The sequence below is a fragment of the Faecalibacterium sp. I2-3-92 genome (assembly GCF_023347315.1).
GTDB classification, from domain to species: Bacteria; Bacillota; Clostridia; order Oscillospirales; family Ruminococcaceae; genus Faecalibacterium; species Faecalibacterium duncaniae.
Genome location: NZ_CP094470.1, coordinates 697,258 through 713,247, shown reverse-complemented (window position 1 = coordinate 713,247; position 15,990 = coordinate 697,258). Strand labels below are relative to the sequence as shown.

General features: G+C 58.9%; 13 protein-coding genes. 5 read left to right on the top strand and 8 right to left on the bottom strand.

The genetic code is table 11. The features are described 5' to 3' along the window. Positions 1 to 21 precede the first annotated feature (21 nt). Complete coding sequence (locus MTP42_RS03325) at positions 22 to 1,893, top strand: peptidoglycan D,D-transpeptidase FtsI family protein (protein ID WP_249257968.1); 1,872 nt, start codon at positions 22 to 24, stop codon at positions 1,891 to 1,893. A 48-nt stretch (positions 1,894 to 1,941) separates the two neighbouring features. Here MTP42_RS03325 and MTP42_RS03320 read toward each other — a convergent pair whose 3' ends face one another. Further along, on the bottom strand, positions 1,942 to 2,535 hold the full coding sequence (locus MTP42_RS03320; RefSeq protein ID WP_035394911.1) for a xanthine phosphoribosyltransferase: 594 nt from the start codon (positions 2,533 to 2,535) through the stop codon (positions 1,942 to 1,944). A 245-nt stretch (positions 2,536 to 2,780) separates the two neighbouring features. Here MTP42_RS03320 and MTP42_RS03315 point away from each other — a divergent pair, with 245 nt between their 5' ends. Beyond that, positions 2,781 to 3,650, top strand: coding sequence for a patatin-like phospholipase family protein (locus MTP42_RS03315; RefSeq protein ID WP_249257967.1), 870 nt, complete (start codon positions 2,781 to 2,783; stop codon positions 3,648 to 3,650). Positions 3,651 to 3,695: 45 nt separating this feature from the next. After that, positions 3,696 to 4,220, top strand: coding sequence for a nitroreductase family protein (locus MTP42_RS03310; protein ID WP_249257966.1), 525 nt, complete (start codon positions 3,696 to 3,698; stop codon positions 4,218 to 4,220). 186 nt (positions 4,221 to 4,406) lie between these two features. On the opposite strand, the gene malQ is transcribed toward MTP42_RS03310, so the two are convergent. The 3 genes from malQ to MTP42_RS03295 are packed head-to-tail and all read right to left on the bottom strand — an operon-like array spanning position 4,407 to position 8,435. Beyond that, positions 4,407 to 5,909: a 4-alpha-glucanotransferase gene (gene malQ / locus MTP42_RS03305; RefSeq protein ID WP_156062006.1), complete on the bottom strand. Its 1,503-nt coding sequence runs from the start codon at positions 5,907 to 5,909 to the stop codon at positions 4,407 to 4,409. 18 nt (positions 5,910 to 5,927) lie between these two features. Next, entirely contained in the window at positions 5,928 to 6,746 is an 819-nt protein-coding gene (locus MTP42_RS03300; RefSeq protein ID WP_156061843.1) for an endonuclease/exonuclease/phosphatase family protein, read from the bottom strand. Between the two features lie 6 nt (positions 6,747 to 6,752). Then, a complete protein-coding gene (locus MTP42_RS03295; protein ID WP_156061842.1) occupies positions 6,753 to 8,435 on the bottom strand; it encodes a PTS transporter subunit IIBC in 1,683 nt (560 codons plus the stop codon). 286 nt (positions 8,436 to 8,721) lie between these two features. Here MTP42_RS03295 and MTP42_RS03290 point away from each other — a divergent pair, with 286 nt between their 5' ends. Further along, positions 8,722 to 9,744 (top strand): LacI family DNA-binding transcriptional regulator, encoded by a 1,023-nt coding sequence (locus MTP42_RS03290; protein WP_117505715.1) that lies wholly within the window; start codon positions 8,722 to 8,724, stop codon positions 9,742 to 9,744. Between the two features lie 58 nt (positions 9,745 to 9,802). On the opposite strand, the gene MTP42_RS03285 is transcribed toward MTP42_RS03290, so the two are convergent. After that, positions 9,803 to 10,663, bottom strand: a complete 861-nt coding sequence (locus MTP42_RS03285) for an AraC family transcriptional regulator (protein ID WP_249257965.1) — start codon at positions 10,661 to 10,663, stop codon at positions 9,803 to 9,805. 139 nt (positions 10,664 to 10,802) lie between these two features. Here MTP42_RS03285 and MTP42_RS03280 point away from each other — a divergent pair, with 139 nt between their 5' ends. Next, entirely contained in the window at positions 10,803 to 13,064 is a 2,262-nt protein-coding gene (locus tag MTP42_RS03280) for a glycogen/starch/alpha-glucan phosphorylase (RefSeq protein WP_249257964.1), read from the top strand. Between the two features lie 122 nt (positions 13,065 to 13,186). Here the strand turns inward: MTP42_RS03280 and MTP42_RS03275 are convergent, their stop codons facing one another. The 3 genes from MTP42_RS03275 to MTP42_RS03265 form a co-directional block, all read right to left on the bottom strand. After that, positions 13,187 to 15,277 carry a heavy metal translocating P-type ATPase gene (locus MTP42_RS03275; RefSeq protein WP_249257963.1) on the bottom strand — a complete coding sequence of 697 codons (2,091 nt, stop codon included), beginning with the start codon at positions 15,275 to 15,277 and terminating at the stop codon, positions 13,187 to 13,189. Between the two features lie 60 nt (positions 15,278 to 15,337). Next, on the bottom strand, positions 15,338 to 15,622 hold the full coding sequence (locus MTP42_RS03270; protein WP_005935684.1) for a DUF6110 family protein: 285 nt from the start codon (positions 15,620 to 15,622) through the stop codon (positions 15,338 to 15,340). A gap of 174 nt (positions 15,623 to 15,796) precedes the next feature. Next, positions 15,797 to 15,988, bottom strand: coding sequence for a hypothetical protein (locus MTP42_RS03265; RefSeq protein WP_249257962.1), 192 nt, complete (start codon positions 15,986 to 15,988; stop codon positions 15,797 to 15,799). Positions 15,989 to 15,990 lie beyond the last annotated feature (2 nt).

The window sequence follows — 15,990 nt, the reverse complement described above, 5'->3', positions numbered from 1 at the left end:
ATTCAAGAAGGGAGAGTTTCTATGCCCAAAGTTCTCCGCACCCTGCCCGAGCGTGGATTCCGCCGCCGGGCACGGGCCGTGGCGGTGCTGTTCTGTGCCGTCTGCCTGGGGCTGGCCGTGCGGCTCTTTTTCCTGCAGGTGCGCACCGACGGCTTCTATGCCGACCGCGCACAGGGCCAGCAGCTGCGGGACACCGTGGTCTCCGCAGACCGGGGGCGTATTTACAGCGCCGACGGCCTTTTGCTGGCCGCCAACAGCAGCTGCTGGACCCTGCGGGCCTCGCCCCGGGAGATGCCGGAAGAGAAAATCACCCTTGCCGCCCACGGCCTTGCGGAGATCTTAGCGCTGGACGAAGCGGCCCTGCTGGAAAAATTCAGCGACCGCCGCTCCAACGATTGCCTGCTCCGCTACCGGGTGGACCGTGCCGCAGCCGATGCTGTGCGGGACTTTTGCGAAGAAAACAGCATCACCGGCATCCGTATCAATCAGGACAGCAAGCGCTGGTATCCGCAGGGAGCGTTTCTGGCTTCGGTGCTGGGGTTCACCAATGTGGACAACGCAGGGGTGGCTGGGCTGGAACTGAAATATGATGATCTGCTCACCGGGGAAAACGGCGTGGTGCTCACAGCTGTCAACGCCTGGGGCTACACACTGGAGCAGAGCTACGAGACCGAGCATTTTCCCACCGAGGGGGACGGCCTGCGGCTCACCATCGACAGCTGTATCCAGCACTACCTTGAAAATGCGCTGTCCTACGCCGTGCAGGAGCACCATGTAGCGGCGCGGGCCGTGGGAATCATTATGGATGTGAACACCGGGGCCGTGCTGGCCATGTCCACCACGCCCTCCTACGACCCCAACGAGCCCCGTGTCATTGCCGACACCGCCGCCCGGAACACCGTGGAAGCCCTGACCGGTGATGCGCGCAAGGCCGCTTTACAGCTGGCCCAGCAGACCCAGTGGCGGAACAAGGCCGTCAGCGACCTGTACGAGCCGGGCAGCGTGTTCAAGCTCATCACCTGCGCGGCGGCGCTGGATGCCGGAGCCATCACAAAGCATTCCAGCTTCTACTGCGGGGAATCCATCTCGGTGGCAGGCACCCGCTTCCACTGTGCCAACCACAAGCGCCATGGGACCCAGAGCGTGACCCAGGCGCTGGAAAATTCCTGCAACCAGAGCTTCATCCAGATCGGGGCCCGGCTGGGCAGGGAGGCCTTCTGCGATTATTTTGCCGCCTTCGGCCTGCGGGAGCCCACTGGCATCGACCTGCCCGCCGAGCCGAAAAAGAGCCTGTACTATACCGCCGACCGGATGGGCCCGGTGGAGCTGGCCTCCTGTGCCTTTGGGCAGAGCAGCAAGATCTCCTATCTGGAAATGGCGGCGGCAGTCTGCGCCGTGGTCAACGGGGGAAAGCTGATGCAGCCCTACGTCGTCTCGGAGATCCTGGCCCCGGACGGCAGTACCATTGAGCAGCTTTCCCCTGTCTGCAAACGGCAGGTGCTCAAGGCAGAGACCAGCCAGACCATGCGGGAGATGATGGAGGCCGTGGTGCTCCACGGCGGTGGACGGAACGCCCAGATCCCGGGCTACCGGGTAGGCGGAAAAAGCGGCACCAGCCAGAAGCTGGACAGCGCCGACGAAAAAGCCCGCATTGCCAGCTTTGTGGCGGTGGCTCCCATCGACGATCCGCAGTTTCTCTGCCTGATCTGCCTGGACGAACCCCACAGCTGGACGACCGCAGGCGGCAGCCTGTCGGCCCCGGTCTGTGCCGAAGTGCTGGAGCAGACGCTGGTGTACAGGGGCGTGCCCCGCGCCACGGAAGCCCCGGCTGCCTCCACAGCAGAGACCGCCGCAGACCTCCCCGCTGACGGCGACAGTTTTGACGGGGCCTGAAAACGGGCAGCAAAAAAGACCGCCGAAGCGGTCTTGAATTGCTTGTTTTCAGTTCTGGTGCGGCTGCTCGCGGAACTTGATCTCGCCGGTCTCGCTGTTCATGGATTCCACAATGGCAAGGCTCTCCAGCTGGATGCCCTTGCTGCGGATGAGCTCGCCGCCCTGCTGGAAGCCCTTTTCCACGGCAATGCCAATGCCCTCAACCGTGGCTCCGGCCTCCTTGGCCAGATCCAGCAGGCCCATCAGGGCACAGCCGTTTGCCAGGAAGTCATCGATGATCAGGACATGGTCCTCTGCGGTGAGGAACTTTTTGGAGACAATGACGTTGTAGATCTTCTTGTGGGTGAAAGACTGGATCTTGGTCTCATAGTTGTCGTAATCCAGGTTGATGCTCATGGACTTTTTGGCAAACACCACAGGAACATTGAACTCGCTGGCAACCACGGCGGCAATGCCGATGCCGCTGGCCTCAATGGTCAGCACCTTGTTGACGGGCTTGCCTGCAAACAGGCGCTTCCACTCCTTTGCCATCTCGCGGAACAGGGGGATGTCCATCTGGTGGTTGATGAAGCTGTCCACCTTCAGCACATTGCCCTCGCGCACGATCCCGTCTCTCTGAATGCGTTCTTCCAGCAGTTTCATATCCGTCTCTTCCTCCAAGCTTTGGTACTGCATTTTGATTTTACCTAGTATACCGGATTTGCCCCCCTGTTTTCAAGGTCTTTTGGCATTTTCTCTCTTGTTTTTCAGCAAAATTTGAGTATACTGGAAGCAACGGCTCCGGGTGGATTTCCGGGGCGCTCCGGGCACAGGGAGAGGTGCCCGTTTTCTGCATCCTGCCGCCTGTTCGGGCGGGATGCATTGTGAGGAGAAGGAGTATCACGCGTATGAAGACCGGATTGATCCTGGAAGGCGGTGCCATGCGGGGCATGTTCACTGCCGGTGTTCTGGATGTTCTGATGGAGCAGGGCATCACGGTAGACGGCATGGTAGGTGTTTCGGCGGGAGCAGTGTTCGGCTGCAACTACAAATCCCACCAGATCGGGCGGACCATCCGCTACAACACCACCTATTGCAACGACAAACGCTATGCCAGCTTCCGCAACCTGCTGCGCACCGGCAACCTGTACAGCGAGGATTTCTGCTACCACGAGGTGCCCGAAAAGCTCGACCCGTTCGACGACAAGGCTTTCCGGGAATCCCCCATGGATTACTTTGTAGTCTGCACCGATGTCCGCACCGGCGACCCCATCTATTATAAGTGCCGCACCGGTGATGCGGAGGATGTGCGCTGGATGGAAGCTTCGGCATCCATGCCGCTGGCCGCAAAGATCGTCAAGATCGGCCATTACGGTCTGCTGGACGGCGGCGTTGCCGATTCCATCCCCATCCGCTTCTTTGAGTCCATCGGCTACAAGCGGAACCTCATCATCCTGACCCAGCCCAAGGGGTTTGTGAAAAAGAAGAATCCCATGCTGCCCGCCATCCGGGCACGGTATCTGCGCTATCCCGCCTTTGTGGAGGCTGTGGCTGACCGCCACGAGCGCTACAACGAAACCCTGAGCTACATCTCCATGCTGGAGCAGTCCGGCAAGGATTACGTTATCCGCCCGCCCATCCCGCTGGAGATCGGTGCCATGGAGCGTGACCCCGACCAGCTGCGCCGCGTCTACGAGACCGGCCGGGCCGTGGCACAGATCCAGGTGGATAAGATCCGGGCCTTCTTTGAAACTGCAAAGGCCGAAGCCGAGGAATGATCACTGTGCTATACTGGGGCAAATCAAAACAGGAGGCACTGATCTATGAACACTCTGGATGCCATTCTCACCCGGCGCAGCTGCCGGGAATTCACCGACAAGCCCATCAAAAGCGAAACACTGCACCAGCTGCTGGAAGCGGCCATGAGCGGACCCAGCTGCGTCAATGCACGGGACTGGTCTTTCGTGGTGGTGACCGACCCGGAAAAGCTGGCACAGATGGCCGATGCCAATGGCCGCCCTGCCGAGCCGCTGCGGAAAGCTGCCGCCGGTATCCTCGTTTGCGGCGACCTTGACCGTGCGTTCCGCTTTGCAAAGGACTACTGGATCATTGACGGAGCCATTGCCGCCCAGAACATCTGCCTTGCTGCACAGGAGCTGGGGCTTGGCGCAGTCTGGCTGGGCACCTGGCCCCAGATGGACCGGGTAGAGGCCCAGCAAAAGCTGTTCGCTCTGCCGGAGACCATTGTGCCCCACTCCATCATCGCCCTTGGCTACCCGGAAGCAGACCTAACTGCCCCGCGTGAGAGCCGCTATGAGGATGACCGGGTACATTTTAACCAGTGGTAGATCTGCCGGACGCAAAAGGCCGCCTCCGTTTTTGAACGGAAGCGGCCTTTTTGTCAGGGAGCAATCAGTTGAGATAGTCACCCACGGGAGCGGAATTGTACTGCTTGATGACCTTTACAATGATGGAGCCATGCCCAGACTGTTGTGTGAACGGCCCGGACATGGGGTTTTATGGTTTTAATGCAGTTACGCCCAATTCTTCCGCCCGTAACGGGTGGTCAGCTGGCAGATCTCCTTTTGGAGCTTCTTGGTCAGCTGGGGCTTTTTCAGCCGCCAGCGCCAGTTCTGGCCCACGGTGGAAGGCTGATTGATGCGGGCGGAGTTATCCAGCCCCAGCCAGTCCTGCATGGGAATGATGCAGGTCGCCGCTGCGCTGCGCAGGATCAGTGCGATCATGCTTTTATAGAGCTGCTCCTCCGGGGTGGCGTAGTCGAACAGATAATCCCGCACCATGGCGCGCTCCGCACCGGTGATGGTCTGGTACCAGGATACCAGCGTTTCGTTGTCGTGGGTACCGGTATAGGCTACGCTGTTCACCGGATAGTTGTGGGGCAGGTAGTCGCTGGCGCTGCCGGTATCCCGGGAGTCAAAGGCAAATTCCAGCACTTTCATGCCAGGGAAACCGCTGTCCCGCACCAGCTGACGCACGGTGTCGCTCATGTAGCCAAGATCCTCCGCAATGATCTCCCGTTTGCCCAGTGCCTGCTCCACAGCACGAAACAGCTCGATGCCGGGGCCTTTTTCCCAGTGGCCCGGTGCGGCAGTCTCGCTGCCGTAGGGGATGGAGAAATACTCATCGAAGCCGCGGAAGTGATCGATGCGCACCACATCGTAAAGCTCGAAGCAGTACCACAGGCGGGTGATCCACCACTGATAGCCGGTTGCGCGGTGGGCTTCCCAGCGGTAGAGCGGATTGCCCCAGAGCTGGCCGGTGGGCGAAAAGCCATCCGGGGGAACGCCAGCCACCGCCGTGGGAATATTGTCCTTGTCCAGTTGGAACAGACCCGGGTTTGCCCATGCGTCCGCCGAATCCAGCGCCACATAGATGGGGATATCGCCGATGATCCGGATGCCCTTGCTGTTGGCGTAGGCCTTCAGCCTGCGCCACTGCTGGTCGAACTTGAACTGGAGATATTTGTGGTACTCCACCTCAAAATACAGCTCCCGGCGGTAATAGTCCATCGCGGGCTGCCAGCGCAGACGGATATCCTCGGCCCACTCGATCCACGGCTTGCCCTCAAAGCGGCCCTTCACCGCCATGAACAGAGCAAAATCGTCCAGCCACCACTTGTTTTTCTCGCAGAAGGCTGTAAACGCTTCGTTGTGGCCGATGTCGCTGCGGGAGTAGGCCAGCCGCAGCAGGCGGCCCCGCTCGGCATACAGGCGGCTGTAGTCGATATCATCTGCCTTGCGGCCAAAGTTTGCCTTTTTGCACTCGGCGGCGGTCAGCACCCCTTCCTCCACCAGTGCGTCCAGGCTGATGAAATACGGATTACCCGCAAAGGCAGAAAAGCTCTGATAGGGGCTGTCGCCGTAGCTTGTCACACCCAGCGGAAGGATCTGCCAGTAAGTCTGCCCGGCTTCCTTGAGCCAGTCCACAAAGTCGTATGCTTCCTGCGAAAAGCAGCCGATGCCGTAAGGGGACGGCAGACTGCTGACGGGCAGCAAAATACCTGCACTTCTCTGCATCTTCATTTCCCTCTTCCTTTATAACTCGATCAGAACACCCGCGTGGTCGGATACCTGCGGCTCCCGCAAGCCGTCGAACACCACCCGGGTGCTTTTTACAGCGATCGCCTGGGAGCACCAGATCTGGTCAATGCGCTTTTTTGCCGCCGCATCCGGGGCATCCCGCCAGCCATCAATGGCCTGCATGACGGTGTAGCCCTCGTCCCGCTGCTGTGCCAGACGGTAGGTGTCCTGCCAGCCGCTGCGGAGCACAAGGTCGTAGCCCTCGCCCCGCACGTCGGCCTCGCTGTTGAAGTCTCCCAGCAGAAAGGCGGTCTTTTTTGCGCCTGCCGCCCGGGACAGCGTTTCCCACTGGGCGGCAAAAGGTTCCACTTCGTCCTTCCACCAGCCCAGATGCACTGTGTAATACCAGACATCTCCTGCGCAGATGCCCAGGGTGCGGCGGGTCTTCCAGCAGCTGTAATCATCGGACTTGCTCAGCAGCAGGTTTTCAGCGGCGGTGATGGGTGCACGGCTGAACACTGCCGCGCCCTCATCGTACCTGTCGTAGCCGATCTTTGCCGGAAGCCAGCTCCAATGGTACTGCACGCCCTGCTTTTCCAGCATCCGGGCCACGGCTGCGGCGTGGTTGTCCGCTTTCAGCAGCACTGTATTGCCGGAGCAGGGATAATACCTTGCCGGAATCTCTCCCAGCAGCGGAGCGGCGGCGGTCTGGTTCACCTCCTGCAGGGCGAACACCTCCGGCTGCTCCCTGGCGATAAAGTCTACAAAGATCTTCCGTTTTGCCTCATAGTCCGGCTCGATGAGGCTGTGGGTATTCAAAGTCAGCAGTTTCATAGTTTTTTACAGAATATCATTGATGTCAGATTTCAGAACGTCTGCCTTGGGGCCGTACACAGCCTGAATGCCGTCGCCCTTCACCAGCAGGCTCAGAGCACCCTCGGCCTTCCATGCGGCAAGGTCGGCCACCTTGGCAGGGTCCTTCACGGTAACACGCAGACGGGTCATGCAGGCATCCACCAGCACAATGTTCTCCCGGCCGCCCAGCAGGGCGATGATGCGCTCGGCCTGGCCGTTATCGGACTTTTTATCTGCCTTCTTCTCGGCCTTGGTATCGGCTGCAGCATCGTCCGCGTTGTCATCGGTGTAGTTGCCCAGACGGCCCGGCGTTGCCAGCTTGAGCTTGCCGATCATGAAATAGGCCACGAAATAGCCGATGACAAAGAACGCCACCACGCAGAGCACAAAGTTGATGATGTCGCCGCCCAGACCGGCCTGCAGGGACATGGGGATACGGGTGATGAATTCCAGATTGCCGAAAGAGTGCAGGCGCAGATGGATGATGCCTGCCATGGCAAAGGCACAGCCCTGCAGCAGTGCGTACACGATGTACAGCGGCATGGCGCAGAACATGAACATGAATTCCAGCGGCTCAGTCACACCGGTCAGGAACACAGCCAGCGCGGTGGAGATGAACATAGACTTATACTTTGCGCGCTTGTCGGCATCCACACGGCGGAACATGGCCAGCGCAATGCCCAGCAGCAGACCGGTTGCACCGATCATCTGGCCCACCTTGAAGCGGGCGGGGGTAACGGTGGTCAGCAGGTTGTTGTAAGCGGCCATGTCGCCGGCTTTCTTGAAGTTGATGAGGTCGTTGGCCCATGCCAGCCACAGCGGGTCCTGGCCAAACACCTGACTGCCCGCATTGACACCGGTGGCAATGGTGTAGGTGCCGCCGAAGGAAGTGTAGTTCATGGGGATGGTCAGCATGTGGTGCAGGCCGAAGGGCAGCAGCAGACGCTCCAGCGTGCCATAGATGAACGGAGCCAGAACGGGAGAAGTCTCGGAAGAGTTTGCGATCCAGATGCCGAAGTTGTTGATGCCGGTCTGGACCACAGGCCAGAACAGTGCCAGCACCATGGAAATGACCACAGAATAGGCAATGACCACCATAGGCACAAAGCGCTTGCCGTTGAAGAAGGCCAGTGCATCCGGCAGCTTGCGGAAGTTATAGTATTTATTGTAAGCCACGCCGCCCACAAAACCGGCAATAATGCCCACGAACACGCCCATGTTCAGGGCCGGGGCACCCAGCACAGAGGTGAAGTAGCCGTTGACGGCGATCTCCCGCCCGAACAGGGTGTGGGTCACGGCGTTGGGGTCTTCCAGCATGGCGCTGGTGACACCGAAGATGTTGCCGGTGATGACATTGATGAGGGCAAATGCCAGCACAGCCGCAAAAGCACCGCCGGCACGCTCCTTTGCCCAGCTGCCGCCGATGGCCACGGCAAACAGGATGTGCAGATTGTTGATGACCGCCCAGCCAATGTTTTCCATGGTGGTGCCAATGGTCATAACTGCCGCAATGTCACCGCCGCCCATCTGCACCAGCTTGCCCAGACTGATCATCAGGCCGGCAGCAGGCATGACGGCGATGACGGTCATCAGCACCTTGCCCAGCTTCTGTAAGAAGTCAAAGTTGATAAGCCCCTTTTTCCCCGGAGCTGCTTGTGTTGTTGCCATAATGTTCCTCCTTGTTTCCTTTTGCGCCATTTTACGCAATCGTTGCGCTTCAGTTGCGTAACTTTACGCAACAAGAATAATCCAACTCTGCAATTTTTACAAGAGTTTTCTAGGTCAAAAATATATTTTCTTCTTTTTGCACAACAGCCCGCAAGTTTCTTTGTTGAAAACATCGAAAGTGCGCAAAGGGCGCAGTTGCATACTCTGCGCAAACTCGTGCGCAAATCATTGACATTGCGTGCAAACCGCTTTACAATAGACCTATTACATCAGGGAGGAACAGACTATGGCAGTTACCATCAAGGATGTGGCAGCAGCGGCGGGGGTTTCGCCTTCCACGGTGTCCCGCACCTGCAAGGACAGCCCTTCCATCAGCCGGGAAACCAAGGAGCGGGTGCGCCGCATTATGGCACAGCTGGGCTATGAGCCGAACTTTGAGGCCGAACCGGTGGAGGCCTTTTCCAAGACCATCGGCATCATTCTGCCCTCCTCCCAGAGGGATGTCTACGAGAACGCCTTCCATCTGGAGATCATCCGCGGCATCGGGCAGTTCTGCAACCAGCGGAGGTATGTGAACACCGTCATCACCGGGCAGGACGATGCAGAGGTTCTGGATGCCATCCAGAGCATGGTGGCCAACGCGCAGGCAGATGGCTTTATCCTGCTCTATTCCAAAAAGGACTGCCCGGTGGCAGCCTACCTGCGCAGCGAAGGGCTGCTCCATGTCATTGTGGGCAAGGCGGCGCAGTCTGCAAATCAGACCATCTATATCGACAACGACAACGCCCTTGCCGGTGAGGAAGCCACCGATTACCTCTATGAAATGGGCCACCGCCGCATTGCCTATTTTGGTGTCAGCAACGCCATGCTGTTTTCGGCAGAGCGCAGGCGCGGCTACCAGATGTCCCTGCTCAAGCACGGCATCACCCCCCGGGAGGAGGACTGTGTGGAGGTCAATACCCTGAACGATGCTTACGAGGAGCCACTGAAGTCTCTTCTCACCGCACCGGACCATCCCACAGCCATGCTGGTCAGCGATGACATTCTGGCCGTGGTGCTGGAACAGTTCTGCGGCAAACTGGGGCTGCGCGTCCCGAAGGACCTTTCCATCGTTTCCTTCAACAATTCCCTGTTCTCCCGCATCACCAGCCCCCAGCTGACCACCGTGGATGTGAACCCCTATCAGCTGGGCATGGAGGCCGCCAGCCAGACCATCAACCACATCGAGAACCCGAATCTGCTGGCAACAAAGATCCTTGTGCCGCACAAGCTCATCCCCCGGGAGAGCTGCTGCCCACCGGAAGTCTGATCAAAACAATGAGGCCGTTCCCTCTCTTTCTCAGAGAAGCGGAACGGCCTCATTTTGTTTATTTTTTCCGGTACTCCCGCGGAGTCATGCCAAAATGCGCCTTGAATGCCCGGTTAAAATAGGAGAGGTTTTCAAACCCGCACCGGGAAGCGATCGTCAGCACCGTCTCGTCCGTAGCATGCAGCGCTTCGGCAGCGGCATTCAGCCGGTATTCGTTCAGAAAGGCAACAAAGCTCTGCCCTGTCATCTGCCGGAACCAGCGCATGAAGTGGCTGGAACTGAAGGAGCAGACCCCGGCGGCATCGGCGACCCGAAGCCCCTCGGCATAATGGACAGAGATCCATTGCAGAACGGCTTTCAGCCGCTGGGTATCGGCAGTTTCCGCGGGGAACTGCTGTTTCCCCTGCGCAATGAGCAGTGAGAGAAAGCGCAGCAGTGCTCCTTTGACCAGCAGCTCATAGCCGGGAAGCTTGGCACGGTTGGCTTCCTCCACCTCCCGCAGGCAGGCGGCGGCCTGGAGATAACACAGGTCGTTGGGAGTCAGCCGCACAGGCAGCAGCAGCCGCCCGCTCTGGAGCGGAAGCAGGTATTTTTCGGCGCAAAGGTCCTCCGCACCGCCCAGAAGCTCCAGCTCAAAGATAATGTTCTCGTATTCCATGCGCTGCCCCTCTGCCTGCCGCAGGGCGTGAAGGGTGCCGGGCGTAAAAATAAAGATATCCCCCTGATAGGCCGGGCAGGACGCAGCGCCCACCTGCACCAGCCCCGCGCCCCGCTTGACAAAGACCAGCTCCATGCTCTCCTGCCAGTGCAGTGCCACCTGCGGGAAATCTCCCGGAATGGTGCAGGGATACAGATTGAAGGGGAACCGCACGGCCCCGTGCTGCTTGGTTTCCTGCAAAGAAGCCTGATTATGCATCATCTCACCTCCAGATGATAGGATTGTACCATAATTTGCTCCTTTAAGGCAAGATTTCGATTGTTTTATCTGTTATATCTTGCATTATAAATGTCAAACCTGTTTTCCGTAAGGTGTATCTGAAAACAAAGGAGGATCCATTATGAGCTTTACCGAAACATTACAGAGCCTCACCGGAAAGCTGCTGGCGGACTGCACCGATCAGGAGCTGTATCTGGCACTGCTGGAGCTGGTGCGGCAGAAGAGTGCCGACCGCGTGCAGCCCGTTACCGGCCGCAAGCTGTACTATATCAGCGCCGAATTTCTCATCGGCAAGCTGCTGTCTAACAACCTCATCAATCTGGGGCTGTACGAAGAAGCCCGGGATGCACTGGCCGCTGCCGGAAAGCGTCTTTCCGATATTGAGGAAGTGGAACCGGAGCCTTCTCTCGGCAACGGTGGTCTGGGCCGTCTGGCAGCCTGCTTCCTGGATTCGCTGGCAACGCTGAACCTGCCCGGCGACGGCGTGGGCCTGCGGTATCACTTTGGCCTGTTCCACCAGTCCTTTGAGGATGGTGTGCAGAACGAAAAGCCCGACCCCTGGCTCACCGCCCACAGCTGGGCCGAAAAGACCGATGTGACCTACCCGGTGGAGCTGGCGGGCAAGGAATACACTGCCCGGCTGTACAAGCTGGCTGTCACCGGTTACGAGGGGCGCACCAACACCCTGAATCTGTTCGATCTGGATACCATCGACGAGAGCATCGTCCATGACGGCATTGCCTTTGACAAGACCGCCATCGACAAGAACCTGACCCTGTTCCTCTACCCGGACGACTCCGATGAGGCAGGCCGCCGTCTGCGGGTGTATCAGCAGTACCTCATGGTTTCTGCCGGTGCCCAGCTCATTCTGGCAGAGTGCGCCGCCCGGGGCTGCAATTACCACGATCTGGCCGACTACGCCGCCATCCAGATCAACGACACTCACCCCAGCATGGTCATCCCGGAGCTGATCCGGCTGCTGGGGCAGCGGGGCATTGAGTTTGAGGAAGCTGTGGAGATCGTTACCAAGACCTGCGCCTACACCAACCACACCATTCTGGCTGAGGCACTGGAAAAGTGGCCCCGCGCCTATCTGGATGCAGTGGTGCCCCAGCTGATGCCCATCATTGAAAAGCTGGACGCACTGGCCCGCACCCGCACCGAGGACGAGAGCCTTGCCATCATCGACAAGGATGACCGGGTACACATGGCCCACATGGACATCCACTTCACCCATTCCACCAACGGCGTGGCAGCGCTGCACACCGAGATCCTGAAAAATTCCGAGCTGCACGGCTTCTATGAGCTGTACCCGGAAAAGTTCAACAACAAGACCAATGGCATCACCTTCCGCCGCTGGCTGCTGGAATGTGACCTGCGCCTGACCGCCACGCTGGAAAAGCACATCGGTTCCGGCTTCCGCAAGGACGCTGCCGAGTTGGAGAAGCTACTGGCCTTCGCCGACGACGAAGCCGTGCTGGGCGAGTTGACCGCCGTGAAAAAGGCCAACAAGGCAGCGCTGGCAGACTGGCTGCTGCGCACCCAGAAGGTGGCAGTAAATCCCGATGCCATGTTCGATATCCAGTCCAAGCGGCTGCACGAGTATAAGCGTCAGCAGCTGAACCTGCTGTACCTCATCCATCAGTATTACGAGATCAAGGCAGGGCACCTGCCTGCCATGCCGCTGGTGAGCATCTTTGGTGCCAAGGCTGCTCCTGCCTACACCATTGCCAAGGACATCATCCATGCCCTGCTGACCCTCTCCAAGGTCATCGCCGCAGACCCGGAGGTGTCCAAGTGGCTGCAGGTGGTATTTGTGGAAAATTACAACGTCACCGCTGCCGAAAAGCTCATCCCTGCCTGTGACCTGTCTGAGCAGATCAGCCTTGCCTCCAAGGAGGCCTCCGGCACCGGCAACATGAAGTTCATGCTGAACGGTGCGCTGACGCTTGGCACCATGGATGGTGCCAATGTGGAGATCAGCCAGCAGGTGGGCGAAGAGAACATTTATATCTTCGGCCAGACCTCCGATCAGGTCATTCACCGCTACGCCGTGGGCGATTACGACCCGGCCCAGTGGGTGGAGGGCGATGCCAACATCCGCCGCGCCATCAGCTTCCTCACCGGCCCGGAGATGCTGGCTGCCGGCCATGCTGAAAATTTGACCCGCCTGCACAATGAGCTGATCCACAAGGACTGGTTCCAGACCCTGCCGGACTTCAACGCCTATGTCGTCCGCAAAGGGCAGGCCCTCAGCGATTACGCCTGCGACCCCATGGGCTGGCGGCGCAAGTGTCTGGTGAACATTGCCAAAGCCGGGATGTTCTCCTCCGACCGCACCATTGCCGAGTACGACCGTGACATCTGGCATCTGGGGAAGTAACCGTTTTTACTTTGCGTCATCCCAGCATCCAGCAGTTTCTTGTAGAAGATTCACTGCTTTCTGTGGAAAGAGCTATCATTTCGGTACACCGGAGCATCTGCGGACGCTCCGGTGTACTATTTTCACAGGGAAGGCTTCTGCTCCAACAGGTCTGTCATGCTGCGCAGGCTGATGCCAAGGGTGGAAAGGTTATGCAGCATCGCACTGGTGGCAGGGGGCAGGATGCCCAGAGCCCCCAGAAGGATGAGGGCCGAGTTGAAGCTGAGCACAAAGCGGTAATTGCTGCCCACCCGCTTTTGCAGGGCGTTGGCAATGGCTTTTAAGGTCACCAGCTCTTCCAGACTATCCGCGCGGATGGTCACATCGGCAATCTCCCGGGCGATGGCGGCACCGGAATGGATGGCGATGCCGATATCTGCCGCCGACAAAGCGGGCGAATCGTTGATGCCGTCGCCGATCATCACAACGGTATGTCCCTCGGCTTTGGCGTTGCGGACAAAGGCGGCTTTATCCTCCGGCAGCACCTCCGCAAAGCAGCGGTCTACCCCCACCTGCGCCGCAATGGCGCGGGCAGTGCGGTCACTGTCGCCGGTCATCATAACGGTCTGAGTGATGCCCAGCTTTTGGAGCTGGCGCAGCACCTGTGCCGCCTCCGGGCGCAGGGGGTCTGCAATACAGATGACCCCCACCAGCACCCCGGATGCTGCCAGATACAGGTGGGAATACTGCGGATCCAGCCCATCAAACTTTGCCTGTTCCCCTGCCGGGATGGTGCAGCCCTCGTCCTCGAAAATAAAGTGGGCGCTGCCGATGACCACCCGCTTGCCCCCTACCCGGCTGGCAATGCCATGGGCCACGATGTACTCCACCTCGGAGTGCATCTCTTCGTGAGAAATTCCCCGCTCCTTGGCAGCACGGACGACGGCGTTTGCCATGGAATGGGGGAAATGCTCTTCCAGACAGGCGGCAAGCTGCAATACCTCCTGCTCCCCGCAGCCGGAGAAAGGCACTATCTGCACCACCTGTGGGGTGGCACGGGTGAGGGTGCCGGTCTTATCGAACACGATGGTGTCCGCCTTTGCCAACGCTTCCAGATACTTGCCGCCCTTTACGGTGATGTGATATTCCCCGCACTCCCGCATGGCAGAGAGCACTGCCAGCGGCATGGAAAGCTTCAGCGCACAGGAGAAGTCCACCATCAAGATGGAGATGGCCCGGGTGACGTTGCGGGTAAAGGCATAGGTAGCCACCGTACCGGCAAGGCACCACGGCACCAGACGGTCGGCCAGCTGCAAAGCCCGATTTTCGGTGCCAGACTTGAGCTTTTCCGATTCCTCGATCATGGCCACGATCTTATCGTAGCGGTTGGCACCGCCCTCAGCTTTAGCCACAAGGACGCATTCGCCCTCTTCCACCACCGTTCCGGCGTAGACGGTAGCACCGGTGGTCTTGCGCACCGGCATGGACTCGCCGGTCAGGGCAGCTTGGTTCACCATAGCTTCGCCTTCCAGCACCATGCCGTCCAGCGGGATCATGTTGCCGGAGCGCACCACCACTTCGTCCCCGGCGTGGACACGGGTCAGCGGTACCAACACCTCGCCCTGCGGGGTGCGCACCCAGACCTTATCCACGTTCAGCGCCATGCTGCGAGCCAGGTCGTCCAAGCTCTTTTTCCTCGTCCACTCCTCCAGCAGGCTGCCCACCGTCAGCAGGAACATCACCGACCCTGCGGTGCTGTAATCGCCCCGCAGGAGGGAGGCGGTGATGCTGAGCGCATCCAGCACCTCTACCTCCAGCTTGCGGTGCAGCAGGCAGCGGATACCCTTCCAGACAAAGGCGATGGAGCGCCATACCGTATATGCCGCCGCAATGGGCGCGGGCAGGAACACCTTGCGGAACACCCGGCCCGCCACAAGGTTGACCATCTTCTCCTGATATTCCTGATTGATTTTCCGGCTATCGTGGGAAGTGACCAGCACCTCTAACTCTTCGTTGTCAAAGCGGTAGGCCGCCAGCAGGGCGGCGGCATCCTTCCGGCTGCCCCGGTAGGTCAGCACCACATCTCCGGTGCGCTCGTAGACGGTGGCTTTTTGAATGTTGTCCTGCCCGTTCAGGTAGGCTTCCAGCACATCTGCCCGGTGCAGGGTCATCTGCACGGCGCAGACGTGCACCCGCATCCGTCCCTTACCTTCATGTAAGATCGTACATTTCATTGCTTTTCTTACCCCTCTGCGTAAAAAAGAGCCGCCCAAGGGCGGCTCCGCTGCGTTGTATCACTGTGCAGTCTGCTCTGCGGGCTGTTCAGCCGTATCCTCGATGACCTCCTGTGCAGCCTCGGCGGCGCGGCTCTCGTTGATGGCCTTTGCATCGGCAAGGATGTCACCGGCCTCTTCCTGCACCTTGTTCACAGTCTGCATGGTGCAGTCCTTCATCCGCAGCACCGCAGCGGTAGTCTGGGTGTAGACCTTTTTGGCATCCTTGCTGGACAGCACCTTGAAGCCGGCAGAGCCGAACACTACACCACCCAAAAACAGTGCAAGCTTTTTTGTATCAAACATATTTACCCCTCGTTTCTGTGTTTCCTATCTGAGCGCCCATCCCCTTGAGCGGGGGCAGGCTCTTTATCTCTGTATTGTAGCACGCTTTCGGACTTTTTCAATGGTTTTTACCGATGTTAGGACGTATTAACATTGTTAGCAGAAGCTTGATATGGAGGATCATTTTGGTCATGCTCACCTGCAGAGATCAGCAGAACGTGCCTTGTCCAGTGCTTTCAGCTCGGCACTGCGGGCGTTGTAGGCTTCTGCCATCTCCTGTTCCAGAACTTCGAGCCCTTCCCGGTTGTGATACAGTTCCATGAACAACCATTCCAGCTCGTCCTTATGTTTGGCGAACCGGACTGCAAAATTATCTTGACTTGTCATCT